This is a genomic window from Acidocella facilis ATCC 35904 (assembly GCF_000687875.1).
Lineage (GTDB): Bacteria > Pseudomonadota > Alphaproteobacteria > Acetobacterales > Acetobacteraceae > Acidocella > Acidocella facilis.
Window position 1 is genome coordinate 14,549 of the sequence record NZ_JHYG01000019.1, and the last position, 15,035, is coordinate 29,583.

Genomic DNA, 15,035 nt, shown 5'->3' on the forward strand with positions numbered 1-15,035 from the left:
ATCAAGCTAAAAGCTTGATGTTCTAGAGCAACATGACCCTGACTGGACTCGGTCAGGGTTATAAAGTTTCTCGCCAAAACACAGAGCTAGAGCGCGCTGACCGTTTACGGTCAGCCTGAACACGCTCTAGTCGGTGAGCGGCTTCATGGGCTTGTGTCAACGCGCGCGCGTTGTTGCAGGCCCATGTCGCCCTTCTTCACGTCGGGTCTGGGCCGGCATGTTGCCGGGCATGATCGACCGTTCAAGGCGCGCTGGAGGCCGGCGCTGAGTCTGCGAAGGGGCCTTGCATGAAAACCACGACAAAATCCGACTGCCGCGCCGCCCTGCGTCGCGCCCGCTTGCCAGATGATGACACGCTGACGCGGCTTTTGATGACGCTGCGCAATAGGGAGGAGACGCATATCACCGCCGCCACGTTGGCGCGCGAGGGCGATGCCACACCGAAGCGGGAGCTGGAACACCATCTGCAGCGTCTCGCCCGCCATAGACTGATCGGCCGCGTGCCCTGCGCGGCGACGGAGCCGGTATATGATACGATCCCCCACCCGCATTCGCATCTGATCTATGAATGCACACCCCGTCAGATCGTTGACCTGCATGTTTCGCGGGAGACGCTGTTGACGCTGCTGCAGGATCTGCTGACCACCCATGGCGCGGCGGTGGACGTGACCATCCGCATCCATGCCGAGGCCAATGACGGCTTGCCGCTCCCTGCCGGCATTTCCACGCTTCCTGATTGAAAACCAATGCGCTAGGCTCCAATTCTCGCGCTGCGCCAGGACCGTCGGTGGCAGCTGGTGGGCGTGAAGGGTGAGTAGGAGCAGGAGCCGGCCTTGTCGCATGCGTTCAAGACCCCAGACGCACAGCCTTTGCCCGAGGGCGAAGGTGATCGACAGGCAATGACGCCGCCCTCGCCGGATGTCTGGGAAATCGCCATTGAGGGCAGCGGCACCGGTGTGTGGGACCGTAATATCGTCACCGGTGACATCTGGTACTCCGCCAGCTGGCACGCCATCCTCGGCTATACGCCCGGGGAACTGAGCAACCAGATCGAAACCGCCTATTTGCGGGTGCATCCTGAGGATCTGGCCTATGTCCAGGCGACGATGCAGGCGCATTTCGAGGCGCGCACCGCTTTCTATGAGGTCGAGCATCGGCTGCGCTGCAAGGATGGCAGCTTCAAATGGGTGCTGAGCCGGGGCCGGGTGATCAGCCGGGACGCGGCCGGGCGCGCCCTGCGCATGGTGGGCACCACGACGGACATCACCGCCCGCAAGCAGGTGGAGATGGAGCTGCAAGTGCTGGCGGATCTGGATGATCTGACCCAGTTGCCCAACCGCCGGCATTTCCGCAGCCGCATGAGCGCCCTGCTGGCCGAGCTGCGCCAGGGCCGGCTGGCGCAGGCCAGTGTGATGATGATCGATATCGACCGCTTCAAGGCGATCAATGACAGCGCCGGCCATGCCGCAGGGGATGCGGTGATCCGGCATTTCGCCGATCTGTTGCGCAAGAACCTGCGTGCCGACGATGTCATCGGCCGCCTCGGCGGCGATGAATTCGCGGTGTTGCTGCCTGAGATGGACGAGCCCGCGGCGGTGATGCTGGCGGCGCGGCTGAAGCAAGCGGTGAGCACCAGCCCTGCCAGCCTGGCGCAGATCGTGCTGCCCTATCAGGTGAGCATCGGCATCGCCGGAATCGACCCCGGGGCGCGCAGCTGCGATGCCGCTTTGGCGCCCGCCGATACCGCCCTCTACCAGGCCAAGGCGCGACGTCGCTGAGCGCCGGGCGGCGGCGCAGTTGCGCCGGATGCGAGCCCCCGGTATCAAACTCGACCGGGCCACCGCCCCCAACGATAAGAGGAGAGCCTGACATGGCAAACCGGCCGCATATTTCCGAGCGCGAAGCCCTGGATTTCCACGAGATCGGCCGCCCCGGCAAGATCGAGATCATCGCCTCCAAGCCGATGGCGACCCAGCGCGACCTGGCGCTGGCCTATTCGCCGGGTGTGGCCGTGCCGGTGAAGGCCATCGCCGCCGAGCCCGACAAGGCCTATGACTACACCGCCAAGGGCAATCTGGTCGCGGTGATCTCCAACGGCACCGCCATTCTCGGCCTCGGCAATCTCGGCGCGCTCGCCTCCAAGCCGGTGATGGAAGGCAAGGCGGTGCTGTTCAAGCGCTTCGCCGATATCGATTCGATCGATCTGGAGCTCGCCACCGAGGATGTGGACCGGATCATCGACGCCGTGGCGCTGATGGAGCCGAGCTTCGGCGGCATCAATCTGGAAGATATCAAGGCGCCGGAATGCTTCGTCATCGAGCAGACTCTGCGCGAGAAGATGAACATCCCGGTGTTTCATGACGACCAGCACGGCACCGCGATCATCTCCGCCGCCGGGCTGATCAATGCCTGCCACCTGACCGGGCGCGACATCAAGGACATCAAGATCGTCGTGAACGGCGCGGGGGCCGCTTCGATTTCCTGCACCGAGCTGGCGAAGGCGCTGGGGGTGAAGCCGAATAATGTCATTCTCTGCGATTCCAAGGGCGTCATCTATAAAGGCCGTACCGAGGGGATGAATCAGTGGAAATCCGCCCATGCGGCGGAGACGGATGCACGCACTTTGGCCGAGGCGATCGAAGGGGCGGACGTGTTTTACGGCCTCTCCGTCGCCGGCGCGCTGACCAAGGAGATGGTGAAGAAGATGGCGAAGCAGCCGATCATCTTCGCCATGGCCAACCCGGACCCGGAGATCACCCCGGAGGATGCGCTGGAAGCCGCCCCGGATGCGATCATCGCCACCGGCCGCTCGGATTATGCCAACCAGGTGAATAACGTGCTGGGCTTCCCCTTCATCTTCCGTGGCGCGCTGGATGTGCGGGCGACCACGATCAATGAGGAGATGAAGATGGCCGCCGCCCGCGCTCTGGCGGATCTGGCCCGTCAGCAGGTGCATGAGGATGTCGCCGCCGCTTATGGCGTCACGCATCATTTCGGCCCGGACTACATCATCCCCACCCCCTTCGACCCGCGTCTGATCGAGACCTTGCCGCCCGCCGTGGCGCAGGCGGCGATGGATAGCGGTGTCGCCCGCAAGCCGATCACCGACATGCAGGCCTATCGCGAAAGCCTGCGCGCCCGGCTCAACCCGACCGATGCGGTGCTGGCCTCGGCCTATGAGAAGGCGCGGGCCAAGCCCAAGCGCGTGGTCTTCGCCGAGGCGGAAGAGGATGTGGTGCTGCGCGCCGCCATCGCCTTCAAGGAGGGCGGTTATGGCACCCCGGTGCTGGTGGGGGTGGATGAGACGCGCGAGATGCTGAGCCAGCTCGGCGTTGCCGATCCGGATAGTTTCGAGCTGCATAATAGCCGCCACTCCAAGCTGGTGCCGCAGATGGTGGACCATCTCTACGCCAAGCTGCAGCGCAAGGGCTTCCTGCGCCGCGACGTGGAGCGGCTGGTGAACCGTGATCGCAATATTTTTGGCGCACTTTTGGTGGCGCTGGGCGAGGCGGATATGATGGTGACCGGCCTGACGCGGCCCTTCCGCCAGTCGATGATCGATGTGATGAAGGTGATCGGCCCGAAGCCCGGCCATACGCCGTTCGGCATCCATCTGATGGTGGGGCGCAACCATACGGTGTTCCTGGCCGACACCACGGTGAATGAGCGCCCGACGGCGAGCCAGCTGGCCGACATTGCCACCCAGACCGCCGAGGTGGCGCGCCGCATGGGGCATGAGCCGCGCGTGGCCTTCATGTCCTACTCGAATTTCGGCAATCCGCAGGGCAAATGGATCGAGCATATCCGCGAGGCGGTGCTGGAGCTGGATCAGCGCCAGGTGGCGTTCGAATATGAGGGCGAGATGACGCCGGAAGTGGCGTTGAACGCGGCCGCGATGAAGAAATACCCGTTCAGCCGCCTCTCCGGCCCGGCCAATGTGCTGGTGATGCCGGGGCTGCAATCGGCGAATATCTCGGCCAAGCTGCTGCGCGAGCTGGGTGGGGAGCGGATCATCGGGCCGTTGCTGATCAATATGGAGCAGCCGGTGCAGATTGCCTCGATGAGTGCGAATGCCAGCGAGCTGATGACGCTGGCCGTGCTCGCGGCCGCGGGGATTACGGGGTAAAAAGTTTTTTGGTGCCGCTTTTTTACAAAAAAGCGGCAAAAACGTCGGGGCGGTGGCAATGCAGGTGTCACCGCCCCAGGCGTTTGTGGGGGCTTTTTGAAAAAAGCCCCCACACCCCCAAAAACTTTTGCGACTTCAGGCCGGGGGCGTTAGCGCTTTCGCGCGCAAGATGTGTTTCTGGATTTTGCCGGTTGAGGTTTTCGGCAATTCATCGAAGCGATAAAGTTTCGGGATTTTGAACCCCGCCAGATGCGCGCGGCAGAATGAAGTCAGCTCCGCCTCGTTCACCTGCGCCCCCTCCTTCAGCGCGATCACCGCCAGCGGCACCTCGCCCCATTTTTCGTCCGGCACCGCCACCACCGCCGCCTCGCGCACCGCCGGATGGCGATACAGCACCTCCTCCACCTCCAGCGAGGAAATATTCTCGCCACCGGAAATGATGATGTCCTTGGCGCGGTCCTTGATCTCGACATAGCCATCAGGATGCAGCACGCCGAGATCTCCGGTGAGGAACCAGCCATTGCGGAACGCCTCGCGCGTGGCCTTCGGGTTTTTCAGATAGCCCTTCATCACCACATTGCCCTTGAAGGCCAGCTCGCCGATGGTTCTTCCATCCGCCGGCACCGTGGCGCCTTGCGGGTCCAGCACGCTCAAATCCTCCTGGGTGATGCCGGGCACGCCCTGGCGGGCGGTGAGCCGGGCGCGGGCGGTAAGGTCCAGTTCCTGCCAGTCCGGCTGCGGCTCGCACAAAGCCGAGGGGCCGTAGACTTCCGTCAGCCCGTAAACATGCCGCACCGAAAACCCCAGCCGCTCGGTGCCTTCGATGATCGCGCTCGGCGGCGCCGCCCCGGCGATGGCGACGATCACCTGCCGCGCCAGCACCCGCTTCACCCCCTCCGGCGCGTTGATCAGCATCCCCAGCACGATCGGCGCGCCGCACATATGGGTGACGTAATGACGCTCGATTTTCTCGAAAATCGCCGCTGGATCGATTTTGCGCAGGCAGACATGCGTGCCCCCCAACGCGGTGACCGCCCAGGTGTAGGTCCAGCCCGAGCAATGGAACATCGGCAACGTCCAGAGATAGGCGGACTCCTGCGTCAGATTGACCATGAAGGCGACGCTGAGCGCCCCCAGATAGGCGCCGCGATGGTGATAGACCACGCCCTTCGGATTGCCGGTGGTCCCGGAGGTATAATTCACCGCAATCGCCTCCCACTCATCCGCTGGCAGACGCCAGGGGGCCGGGGGATGCGGGGCGATCCAGTCCTCATATTCCGGCGCCCCGAGGGTGAGGCCGGGCGGGGCGGCTTCGTCCGCGATTTCCACCAGGATCGGCGGGTTGGCCAGCAGGGCCAGCGCGGCCTGCGCTTTCGGCGCCCATTCCCGGTCCACCAGCAGCAATTTCGCCTCGGCATGCTCCAGGATGAAGGCGATGGCTGGCGCGTCCAGCAGCGTGTTGATCATCGAGAGCACGCAGCCCGCCAGCGGCACGGCATAATGCGCCTCCAGCGCCACCGGCCCGTTCGGTGAGAGCACCGCCACCGCCTCGCCCGGCTTGACGCCCGCCGCCAAGATGGCGCTGGCGAAGCGCCGCGCGCGGTCGGCGAACTGGGTGTAGCTATAGGCGCGGTCGTGATGGGTGACGGCGATCTTGTCCGGGAAAATCCGCACCGCCCGGCGCAGGAAGCTGAGCGGCGAGAGCGGCACGAAATTCGCCGGATCGCGGTCGAGGTCGGTTTCAAAAATGCGGCTCATGCCGGCACCTCCCTGGTCTTGGTGCATGTTTGCGGGCCGGCTTATCGCCGGTCCCGGAATGAAGCATGCGCTGAGCGGGCGCGCAGCTCAATAGCCGGTCTGGCGGTCCACCTCGCCGATCATCGCCTGCCCGGCAAAGTGGCGCTTGAGGTTCTCGATCACCGCCACAGCGCCGCTTTGCGCCTGGGTGTCGCTGGCGATATGCGGGGTGATCCAGATCTGCGGATGCGCCCAGAGCGGGGAGCTGTGCGGCAGGGGCTCCTGCGGCAGCACGTCCAGAATGGCGTGGCTGAGCTGCCCGGCCTCCAGCGCCGCCAGCAGATCGGCCTCCACCAGATGCCCGCCACGCCCGACATGGATCAGGCTGGCGCCGCGTGGCAGGGACGCGAACAGGGACTGGTTGAGGATACCGGTGGTGGCCGGGGTGAGCGGCAGCAGGCAGATCAAGATATCCGTCTGCGACAGGAAGGCAGGCAGCTCATCCGGGCCGGTGTGGGATGTCACGCCAGCCAGGTGTTTCGTCGTACGGCTCCAGACGGAGAGCGGAAAACCGAACGGGCGCAGCGCCTCCAGGCAGGCCTGACCGAGCACACCCGCCCCCATGATGCCGACGCGCCGGGCACCGGGCAGGGGCACATCCAACGGCGACCAGCGCCGCTGCGCCTGCGCGTTGAGATAGGCCGGCATCTGTCTGTGCTGCATCAGCACTGAGCCGACGACATACTCGACCATGCCGCCGGTCAGCGCCGGTTCGATCATTCGCACCAGCTTCACATGCGCGGGCAGGTCCAGCTTGAGCGCCTGATCGGCGCCGGCGCTGGTGGTGAAGACCAGCTCGAGATTAGGGAATTGCTGAAGATTTTCGATCGGCTTGTAGAAGAGCAGATAGCGGATCTCTTCCGGCGCGCCGGATTCCGGCCAGGCGCGAAATTCGAGCGCCGGCAGCGCTGCGGCGAAGGCCGCTTCCCAGATCGCGCGCTGTTCGCTCTCGTGCTTGAATAGAAAACTCATCGATCCGCCGCCAAAATTCAGAGGTACAGGAATCTAGGCGCCGGCGCAGCGACTGTACATCAGGTGGCGCCTCGTCGAAATTTGGTCAGAAACGGCGTGATCTTTCATTTTTCTGTGGATCCTTTCAGCGGTCGCTCGGCGGGTTGATTAAATGCGAAGACCTAGCCTAGCATTGTCGAGCTTTGAACGAGGTTTGCGCCGACCATGCCGGATCTATTGGGCCTGACCGCCCGTGAATTGCTTGCCGCCATCGCTGAAAAACGGGTATCCGCCGTTGAGGTGATGAAGGCCACCTACCAGCGCCTGGCGCTGGTCAATCCCCGCCTCAACGCTGTTGTCAGCCTGTTGCCGGAAGCGGAGGCGCTGGCGCTGGCACGCGCGGCGGATGAAAAACTGGCCGCGGGCGAAAAGCCGGGCGCGCTGCACGGCCTGCCTTTCGCGGTGAAGGATCTGGAAGAGACTGCCGGCATTCGCACCACCTACGGCTCGCCGCTCTATGCGGAAAATATTCCCGAAGCTGACAGCCCGATGGTGGCAAGGCTGCGCCAGGCCGGGGCTTTGATTATCGGCAAGACCAACGTGCCGGAATTCGGCTTCGGCTCGCAAACCTACAACCCTTTATTCGGCGCCACCCGCAATGCCTACAAGCCCGAGATGACGGCCGGCGGCTCCAGCGGCGGGGCGGCGGTGGCGCTGGCGGCACGGATGCTGGCCCTGGCCGATGGCAGCGACCATGGCGGCTCACTGCGCAACCCGGCCGCCTTCAACAATGTGTTTGGCCTGCGCCCCAGCCCGGGGCTGATCCCCGATCCCAGCCCGGATGCCTTCAGCCTGTCTCTGGCGACATTGGGGCCGATGGCGCGCAATGTGCCGGATCTGGCTCTGCTGCTCTCCGTACAGGCCGGGGCAGACCCCGCAATCCCGGTGACCTGGCCGGAAAAGCCATGTGCGTATCATGAGCTTTTGCAAGCCGACCTGACCGGCGCGCGCATCGGCTGGCTTGGTGATCTCGGCGGCGCGCTGCCGATGGAGCCCGGCATTCTGGCGCTGTGCGAGGCCGGCTTGCAGGCGTTGCAGCCGCGCGGGCTGGTGGTGGAAGCGGCGTCCCTTGGCTTCGATGCGGAGCGCATATGGGAGAGCTGGGCGGGGTTGCGGGCCTGGAGCATCGCGCATCGCTTCAACGATGTGATCCGCGATCCTTACCGGCGCGATCTGTTGAAATCCGAAGCGCAATGGGAGGTCGAGCAGGGCTTGCGCCTCTCCGGGTTGGATGTGGCGCGGCATATCGAGACGCGCACACTCTGGATGCAGCAGGCGCTGCACCTTTTCGCGCGCTATGACTATCTGGCGCTGCCGAGCGCGCAGCTTTTCCCCTTCCCGGTGGAAACCCATTGGCCGCGCGCCATCAATGGCGTGGCGATGGACAGCTATCATCGCTGGATGCAGGTGGTGACACCCGTAACATTGGCCGGCCTGCCGGCGCTGAACGTGCCCGTCGGCTTCAACGCGCAGGGCCTGCCGATGGGCATGCAGCTGATCGGCCGCCCGCGCGATGAGCTGGGTGTGCTGCGGCTCGGCCAGGCCTATGACGAAGCCACCGGCTGGAGCGCGCACGCCCCCGGCTGAGCCGTGATGTCGCTGAAGCGTGGCTTTTGAGCCGCGCCTTGTTGGGTTAGTCTCGCCGCAAACAAGATCGAGAGTGAGACCATGGTTGCGATTTTTGGCCATCGCGGGGCGCGTGGGCTGCTGCCGGAAAATGCCTTGTCCGGCTTCGGGCTGGCGAATGCGCTGGAGTTGACCGGCGTGGAGTTTGATGTCGGCGTCACCAAGGATGGCGTGGTGGTGGTGCATCATGACCCAAGGCTGAACCAGGATGTGGCGCGGGACAGGCAGGGCGCTTATGTCGGCGCCGATGCGCCTTTGCTGCGCGATCTGAGCTTCGCGACGTTGCAAGGCTACGATGTCGGCCGGCTGCGGGAAGGCTCAGCCTACGCGGCGCGGTTTGCGGGGCAGATTGCGCGGGACGGCACGCGGATTCCGAGCTTCGATGCTGTGCTGGAGGTTTGCGAGCCGCTGGATTTGCTTGTGGAGATCAAGAGCTTTCCGGATCGTCCGGAGGCGACGCTGCCGCCCGCCGAATTGGTGGCGCATACGCTGGCCGGCTTGCGCGCGGTGGGGGCGGTTGAGCGCAGCGTGCTTTATTGCTTCGATTGGCGGGTGCTGGAGGAAGCCAAGAAACAAGCGCCGGAGCTGCGCCGCTGCTGCCTGACCGAGCCGGGCAGTGTGGCGGCCTCTGATCTATGGTTTGGCGGCACCAGCCTGGCGGCGCATGGCAATAGCGTGCCGCGCGCGGTGGCGAGCACCGGAGCGGTGGTGTGGGCGCCGTTTCATGAGATGCTGGATGAAGCACAGTTGGCGGAGGCGAAGGCGCTGGGGCTGACGGTGATTCCCTGGACGGTGAATGCGCCAGCCGATTTCGAGCGGATGCTGGATCTAGGCGTGGATGGGATCATCACCGATGTTCCAGATCTGGCCTTGGAAATTCTCGATGCGCGCGGCGAGGAGCCAGCGCAGCCCGGGTTCGTGACCGCGCTGCGGCGTTGAAGTTCCAAAAGTTTTTGGGGGTGTGCGGACTTTTTTCAAAAAGTCCCCACAAACGTTTGGGGTGTTGGCAACGGCGTTGCCAACACCCCAAACGTTTTCGCCGCTTTTTTGCAAAAAAGCGGCACCAAAAAACTCTTGTTTTTAAGCAATTTCCAGGCGCTTGCCGGTCTGCGCGTCAAACAGATGCAGATGCGCCGCCGGCAGGCTGATGGTCAACGCCGTCGCCTGCGGGGCAGGGTAGGGGACGCGGATGCGGAAGGCCTCGCCATCCGGCAGCGTGCCGTGCAGCAGCGCCTCGGAGCCCAGCGGCTCCTCCAGCGCCACGGCAAAGCCCAGCGGCCCGGTGCCGGGCTCGATGACCACGTGCTGCGGGCGGATGCCCAGCATCACCGCCATGCCCTCTGGGCCCCATGACGCCTCGCCCGGCAGCGCCACCTCCGGCCCGGCCGCCAGCTTCGCGCCATGGCCGCCGGCGCACAGTACCGCCTTGCAGAAATTCATCGACGGATCGCCGATGAAGCCGGCGACGAACTGGTCCGCCGGGCGCGCGAACACTTCCAAAGGTGTGGCGATCTGTGCGGCCACGCCCTGCTCCATCACCGCCAGCCGGTCCGCCAGCGTCATCGCCTCCACCTGGTCGTGGGTGACATAGAGGCTGGTGACGTTGAGGCGCTTCTGCAGCTTGCGGATATCGGCGCGCACCTGCACGCGCAGCTTCGCATCCAGGTTGGAGAGCGGCTCATCGAACAGAAACAGCTTCGGTTCGCGCACGATGGCGCGGCCCATGGCGACGCGCTGGCGCTGACCGCCGGAGAGCTGTCCCGGCTTGCGGCCGAGCAGAGCGGAAAGCGAGAGCGTGTCCGCCGCCTCTTCCACCCGCTTGGCGATCTCCGCCTTGGGCATCCCTTTCAGCTTCAGCCCGTAGGCCATGTTCTCGAACACGCTCATATGCGGATAGAGGGCGTAATTCTGGAACACCATCGCCACGTCGCGCTTGGAGGGGTCGACATGGGTGATGTCCTTGCCGTCCAGCAGGATGCGCCCGGCGGTCGGGCTCTCCAGCCCCGCGACCAGGCGCAACAGCGTGGATTTGCCGCAGCCCGAGCCGCCGACGATCACCAGCATCTCGCCATCGTCCAGCTTCACATCCAGCCCGTGCAGCACCTTGGTGTTGCCGAAGCTTTTGGCCAGGCCTTGCAGTTCGAGTGTGGCCATTATTTATCCGCCTCCGTCAGCCCGGCCACGAACCAGCGCTGCATTGCCAGTACCACCAGGATGGGCGGCAGCAGGGCAAGGATCGTGGTGGCCATTACAAGATTCCAGGGAATGAGCTGGTCGCCGGTGATCATCTGAACGATGCCGATGACGATGGTATTCAGCCCGCCTTTGGTCGTCACCAGCAGCGGCCAGAGATACTGGTTCCAGCCATAAACAAATTCGATCACGAACAAAGCCGCGATATTGGCGCGCGAGACCGGCAGCAGCACGTCCCAGAAAAACCGCATCGGCCCGGCGCCATCCAGCTTGGCGGCCTCCACCAGCTCGTCCGGCACGGCGATGAAGATCTGCCGGAACAGCAAGGTCGCCGTCGCCGAGGCGATCAGCGGCAGGGTCAGGCCGGGGAAGGTGTCGATGAGATGCAGGTCGGACATCACCGCGTAGGTGGGAACGATGCGCACCACGATCGGCAGCATCAGCGTGATGAAGATCAGCCAGAACGCCACCATGCGCAGCGGAAAGCGGAAGAACGCGATGGCGAAGGCGGAGAGGGCCGAGATCACGATCTTGCCGATGGCGATGGCGAGCGCCATGAAAAAACTGACCAGCAGCATGTGCCAGACCGGCGCGTTGGCGTTGCTGAAGCTGAGCGCCTGCACGAACACGCCGAGCTTCCTGAATTCCGGCACCAGTGATATCGCCCCGCGATTGATCGCCGCGGCGGATTGCGTGGCCCCGGCAAAGGCCACCCAGATTGGGAACATGAACAACAATACGCCCAGCAGCAAAACTGCATGGGCGAGAAAATCCGGACGTTTTTTCATGTGGCGCGGCCTCTGGTCAGGCGCATCTGCAAGGCGGTCAGCGCGATGATGCCCGCCATCAGCAACACCGATTGCGCGGCCGAGCCGCCGAGATCGAGATTGATCACGCCATCGCGATAGACCTTCACCACCAGCATGTCGGTGGAGGTGCCGGGGCCACCGCCGGTGAGGGCGAAGATCACGTCGAACGTGTCGAACGCCGCATAGACGATGTTGGTGACGCTGAGGAACAAAGTGGTTGGCATCAGCATCGGCCAGATCATGGTGCGGAAGCGATGCAGCCCGCGGGCGCCGTCCAGCGTCGCGGCCTCCAGCATCGAGCGCGGCACGGATTGCAGGGCGGCCAGATAGAAGATGAAATTATAGCTCACCTGCTTCCAGGCGGCGATGAGGATGACCAGGGCAAGCGCCTGGCTGCCATTGGCGGTATAGTTGAAATTCACCCCGAAGCGGGCGAGCAGATTGGTGATCATGCCGATTTGCGGCTGAAACAGAAAGACGAAGATCACCGAGCTCAGCGCCGGCGCGATCGCGTAGGGCCAGATCAGCGCGGTGCGGTAGAGAAAGCGGCCCTTGATGGCGCGGTTGGCGAAGCTGGCGAAGAGCAGTCCCGCGGCCATGGCCAGAATGGTGACGGCGACACAGAAAAACGCCGTGCGCAGAATCGCGGCGTGATAATCCGGGTCGGTGAGCAGGGCGAGGAAATTCGAGGCCCCGACAAACATCGTGCTGAGCCCGAAGGCGTCCGTCGCCTGCGTGCTCTCCACCAGCGCCTGGCCCGCGGGCCAGAAGAAGAACACGAAGGTGATCAGCAATTGCGGGGCGACAAGCGCGGCTGGCAGAAGCCAGCCGCGAAAGAGAGTCTTCCGCTCCACGCTCAGGCTTTGAGCGTCTGCGCGAAACGGTTGATCACGGCCTGGCCACGGCTTTGCGCGGTTTCCATGGCGGTGGCCGCCGGGGTGCCGTTCTGGATCGCCTTTTCCCATTCCTCTTCGATGATCACGCGGACCTCCGGCATGCCGCCGAGGCGGATGCCGCGCGAGAGCGGGGTGGGCTGGGTGCGGGTGAGCTGTTTCACGGCCACGTCGCTGCCCGGGTTCTTGGCATAGAAGCCCTGGCTTTCGATCATCTGGTTGCCGGCGACGGTGACCGGCACATAGCCGGTTTTTTCGGCCCAGGCGCTGTCATTCTCGGGCTGCGAGATGAATTTGAAGAAGCTGGCCGCCGCCTTGTATTCTGCCGGGGTGCGGCCCGGCGCGGTCATCGCCCAGAAGGCCGCGCCGCCGATGATGGAGTTGATCGGGCTCTTGATGATGTCCTGGTGGTAGGGCAGGGGGGCGGCGGCGAACTTGAACGCGGCGCTCGTCACCAGCTGGCCATAGATCGAGGAGCTGTCGAAGGTGATCGCGGCCTTGCCAGCGTAGAAGATCGGGCTCGGCTTGCCGTCGCGGCCCTGATAGGAGAACAGCCCTTCCTTTTGCATGGAGAGGAACATGTCCAGCTGCTTGACGAACGGCGCGCTGCCGATCTTCAGCTGCGGCTTCGGCCCGCCGAAGCCGTCATTCAATGTCGCATATTCGACATTATGGATGGCGGCGAACTGCTCGAACTGGCTCCAGGTCGGCCAGGAGGTCATCACCGGGATGTCGGCGGCGTTCTTCGCCTTGATCACGCGCGCGGCCTTGATCACGTCGTCCCAGGTGGCGAGCGGCGCCTCGGGGTCCAGCCCGGCCTTGGCGAAGGCGTCCTTGTTGATCCACATCACGGCGGTGGAGGAGTTGAACGGGGCGGCGCCCATTTTGCCGTTATTGAGGCTGTAATAGCCGCGCACCGCCGGGATATAGGTGGCCGGGTCGATCGCGACACCGGTCATCTCGGAGAGCTTGTACACATCGACCACGGCGCGGCCGGCCGCCATCATGTCGGCGGTGCCGACATCGAACACCTGCGCGATGCTCGGCGCCTTGCCGCCGCGCCAGGCGGCGATGGAGGCGGTGAGCAGGTCAGCATAGGTGCCCTTATAGGTGGCCTGGACCTGATAATCGCTCTGGCTGGCGTTGAATTTGTCGACGCTGGCCTGGAGGGTATCGCCCAGCGCGCCGCCCATGGCGTGCCACAGCGCGATGCTGGTGGGGGCGCTGGCGGCGTTGGCGGCAGAGGCGAGCATGGCGCCCGCGGGCGCGGCGGCGAGGAGTGTACGGCGTTTCATCGATCCAACCCTTCTGGTTAAACGGGGTCTGCTGTTAGTTGAACCGGCGGCCGGGTCAATAACAGTTCTGTGACAAATCGATGACGTAAAAAAGCCAGTCTGGCAACCGGAAAGCCGGGCCCGTCGGCGTGAACCCGGCAGGGCCGCGCGGATGATGCTTGATCTGCCGTCCCGCCTCGGCGCCGAGGCGGGGGACAGGGCGGCTCAACCATTCAGCCGTTTCAACGTCTGGTTCAGCAGCGACGCGTCGGTGCGGCGCCGTCATCATGAAAGGGCGGCATTCGCCGCCCCTTTAAGCTTTCAGCTTGGCCGCCTCCGCCGCCAGCTTGGTGATGGCGGCCCAATCCTTCGCCGCGACCAGCTCCTTTTTCACCATCCAGGAGCCGCCGACGCAGAGCACGTTGGGCAGCTTCAGATAAAGCGGGGCGATCTCAGGGGTGATGCCGCCAGTCGGGCAGAATTGTAGCTGCGGCAGCGGCGAGGCGATGGAGGAGAGGAATGGCGCCCCGCCCGCCGCCTCGGCCGGAAAGAATTTCGCGAACCGATAGCCGCGCTCGATCAGCACCATCGCCTCCGAGGCGCTGGCGATGCCGGGCAGCGGGGCGAGGTCCGCATCCTCCGCCGCATCCAGAAGTTTGCGCGTCGCCCCAGGCGAGACCGCGAATTGCGCCCCGGCCTTCGCCGCCTGCTTGTAATGCTTGGCGGTGAGCACGGTGCCGACCCCGGCCACCGCCCCCTCAACCTCATTCGCCACGGCGCGGATCGCCTCCAACGCTACAGGCGTGCGCAGCGTGATCTCGATCGCCTTCAGCCCGCCTTGCACCAGCGCGCGGGCCAGCGGCACCGCATCCGCCACATCATCGATGATCACCACCGGGATCACCGGGGCGAGCATCATGATGGTTTCCAAACCCTCCTGGATCATGCGTGCGACTCCTCGTAGGCGAAAATGCTAGCGCCAAGATCGGCGCGGCTGACCAGATGGCGGAAGGGCGCGAACAGCTCCCGCCCGGTGCCGTGATGGCTGGCATCGAGATCCGCCAGCGCCTCTGCGCGCGCCTCCCATTCAGCCGCATCCACCAGCGCGCTCAACGTGCCGGCCTTGGCATCGACGCGGACGATGTCGCCATCCTTCAGCTTCGCCAGCGGCCCCCCGGCCAGCGCCTCCGGTGTGGCGTGGATGGCGGAGAGCACCTTGCCCGAGGCGCCGGACATGCGGCCATCGGTGACCAGCGCCACCTTAAAGCCCTTATCCTGCAAAACCCCAAGTGGGGGCATCAGCTTG

12 protein-coding genes and 1 pseudogene are annotated in these 15,035 nt (G+C 64.6%); 5 read left to right on the forward strand and 8 right to left on the reverse strand.

Annotation, left to right across the window (positions count from 1 at the left end; genetic code table 11):
* Nucleotides 1–287 precede the first annotated feature (287 nt).
* The 3 genes from T331_RS18630 (at nucleotide 288) to T331_RS0115385 (ending at nucleotide 4,126) form a co-directional block, all read left to right on the forward strand.
* Nucleotides 288–740, forward strand: a complete 453-nt coding sequence (locus tag T331_RS18630; protein ID WP_008495355.1) for a hypothetical protein — start codon at nucleotides 288–290, stop codon at nucleotides 738–740.
* A 159-nt stretch (nucleotides 741–899) separates the two neighbouring features.
* Nucleotides 900–1,778, forward strand: coding sequence for a GGDEF domain-containing protein (locus T331_RS18635; RefSeq protein ID WP_008495356.1), 879 nt, complete (start codon nucleotides 900–902; stop codon nucleotides 1,776–1,778).
* Nucleotides 1,779–1,870: 92 nt separating this feature from the next.
* Complete coding sequence (locus tag T331_RS0115385; protein WP_026440668.1) at nucleotides 1,871–4,126, forward strand: NADP-dependent malic enzyme; 2,256 nt, start codon at nucleotides 1,871–1,873, stop codon at nucleotides 4,124–4,126.
* Nucleotides 4,127–4,261: 135 nt separating this feature from the next.
* On the opposite strand, the gene T331_RS0115390 is transcribed toward T331_RS0115385, so the two are convergent.
* Both T331_RS0115390 and T331_RS0115395 read right to left on the reverse strand, forming a co-directional pair.
* Nucleotides 4,262–5,884: an AMP-binding protein gene (locus T331_RS0115390; RefSeq protein ID WP_026440669.1), complete on the reverse strand. Its 1,623-nt coding sequence runs from the start codon at nucleotides 5,882–5,884 to the stop codon at nucleotides 4,262–4,264.
* Nucleotides 5,885–5,971: 87 nt separating this feature from the next.
* Nucleotides 5,972–6,895: a 2-hydroxyacid dehydrogenase gene (locus T331_RS0115395; RefSeq protein WP_026440670.1), complete on the reverse strand. Its 924-nt coding sequence runs from the start codon at nucleotides 6,893–6,895 to the stop codon at nucleotides 5,972–5,974.
* 204 nt (nucleotides 6,896–7,099) lie between these two features.
* Between T331_RS0115395 and T331_RS0115400 the strand changes: the two genes are divergently transcribed.
* Both T331_RS0115400 and T331_RS0115405 read left to right on the forward strand, forming a co-directional pair.
* Nucleotides 7,100–8,521, forward strand: coding sequence for an amidase (locus T331_RS0115400; protein WP_026440671.1), 1,422 nt, complete (start codon nucleotides 7,100–7,102; stop codon nucleotides 8,519–8,521).
* A gap of 81 nt (nucleotides 8,522–8,602) precedes the next feature.
* The gene (locus T331_RS0115405; RefSeq protein WP_026440672.1) at nucleotides 8,603–9,499 is read left to right on the forward strand and encodes a glycerophosphodiester phosphodiesterase family protein; all 897 of its coding nucleotides are present in this window, start codon (nucleotides 8,603–8,605) and stop codon (nucleotides 9,497–9,499) included.
* Between the two features lie 141 nt (nucleotides 9,500–9,640).
* On the opposite strand, the gene T331_RS0115410 is transcribed toward T331_RS0115405, so the two are convergent.
* The 6 genes and pseudogenes from T331_RS0115410 to T331_RS0115435 all read right to left on the reverse strand — a co-directional run.
* Entirely contained in the window at nucleotides 9,641–10,714 is a 1,074-nt protein-coding gene (locus T331_RS0115410) for an ABC transporter ATP-binding protein (protein WP_026440673.1), read from the reverse strand.
* Nucleotides 10,714–11,541, reverse strand: coding sequence for a sn-glycerol-3-phosphate ABC transporter permease UgpE (gene ugpE, locus T331_RS0115415; protein ID WP_026440674.1), 828 nt, complete (start codon nucleotides 11,539–11,541; stop codon nucleotides 10,714–10,716). The genes T331_RS0115410 and ugpE overlap by 1 nt, the downstream gene beginning before the upstream one ends.
* Nucleotides 11,538–12,416: an ABC transporter permease subunit gene (locus T331_RS0115420; RefSeq protein ID WP_026440675.1), complete on the reverse strand. Its 879-nt coding sequence runs from the start codon at nucleotides 12,414–12,416 to the stop codon at nucleotides 11,538–11,540. Before T331_RS0115420 ends, ugpE begins: the two co-directional genes overlap by 4 nt.
* A gap of 2 nt (nucleotides 12,417–12,418) precedes the next feature.
* Nucleotides 12,419–13,750, reverse strand: a complete 1,332-nt coding sequence (locus T331_RS0115425; RefSeq protein WP_008495367.1) for an extracellular solute-binding protein — start codon at nucleotides 13,748–13,750, stop codon at nucleotides 12,419–12,421.
* A 292-nt stretch (nucleotides 13,751–14,042) separates the two neighbouring features.
* Nucleotides 14,043–14,675, reverse strand: a complete 633-nt coding sequence (gene eda, locus T331_RS0115430) for a bifunctional 4-hydroxy-2-oxoglutarate aldolase/2-dehydro-3-deoxy-phosphogluconate aldolase (protein WP_026440676.1) — start codon at nucleotides 14,673–14,675, stop codon at nucleotides 14,043–14,045.
* A pseudogene (locus T331_RS0115435) lies at nucleotides 14,672–15,035 on the reverse strand (dihydroxy-acid dehydratase domain-containing protein); the annotation flags it as partial. The pseudogene T331_RS0115435 and the gene eda, both read right to left, overlap by 4 nt.

Excerpts from the sequence above, each read along its gene's own strand:
- T331_RS18630 (WP_008495355.1), top strand. The coding sequence starts at position 288 with ATGAAAACCACGACAAAATCCGACTGCCGCGCCGCCCTGCGTCGCGCC.
- eda (WP_026440676.1), bottom strand. The coding sequence starts at position 14,675 with ATGATCCAGGAGGGTTTGGAAACCATCATGATGCTCGCCCCGGTGATC.
- T331_RS0115405 (WP_026440672.1), top strand. The coding sequence starts at position 8,603 with ATGGTTGCGATTTTTGGCCATCGCGGGGCGCGTGGGCTGCTGCCGGAA.
- ugpE (WP_026440674.1), bottom strand. The coding sequence starts at position 11,541 with ATGAAAAAACGTCCGGATTTTCTCGCCCATGCAGTTTTGCTGCTGGGC.
- T331_RS0115390 (WP_026440669.1), bottom strand. The coding sequence starts at position 5,884 with ATGAGCCGCATTTTTGAAACCGACCTCGACCGCGATCCGGCGAATTTC.
- T331_RS0115425 (WP_008495367.1), bottom strand. The coding sequence starts at position 13,750 with ATGAAACGCCGTACACTCCTCGCCGCCGCGCCCGCGGGCGCCATGCTC.
- T331_RS0115395 (WP_026440670.1), bottom strand. The coding sequence starts at position 6,895 with ATGAGTTTTCTATTCAAGCACGAGAGCGAACAGCGCGCGATCTGGGAA.
- T331_RS18635 (WP_008495356.1), top strand. The coding sequence starts at position 900 with ATGACGCCGCCCTCGCCGGATGTCTGGGAAATCGCCATTGAGGGCAGC.
- T331_RS0115400 (WP_026440671.1), top strand. The coding sequence starts at position 7,100 with ATGCCGGATCTATTGGGCCTGACCGCCCGTGAATTGCTTGCCGCCATC.
- T331_RS0115410 (WP_026440673.1), bottom strand. The coding sequence starts at position 10,714 with ATGGCCACACTCGAACTGCAAGGCCTGGCCAAAAGCTTCGGCAACACC.
- T331_RS0115385 (WP_026440668.1), top strand. The coding sequence starts at position 1,871 with ATGGCAAACCGGCCGCATATTTCCGAGCGCGAAGCCCTGGATTTCCAC.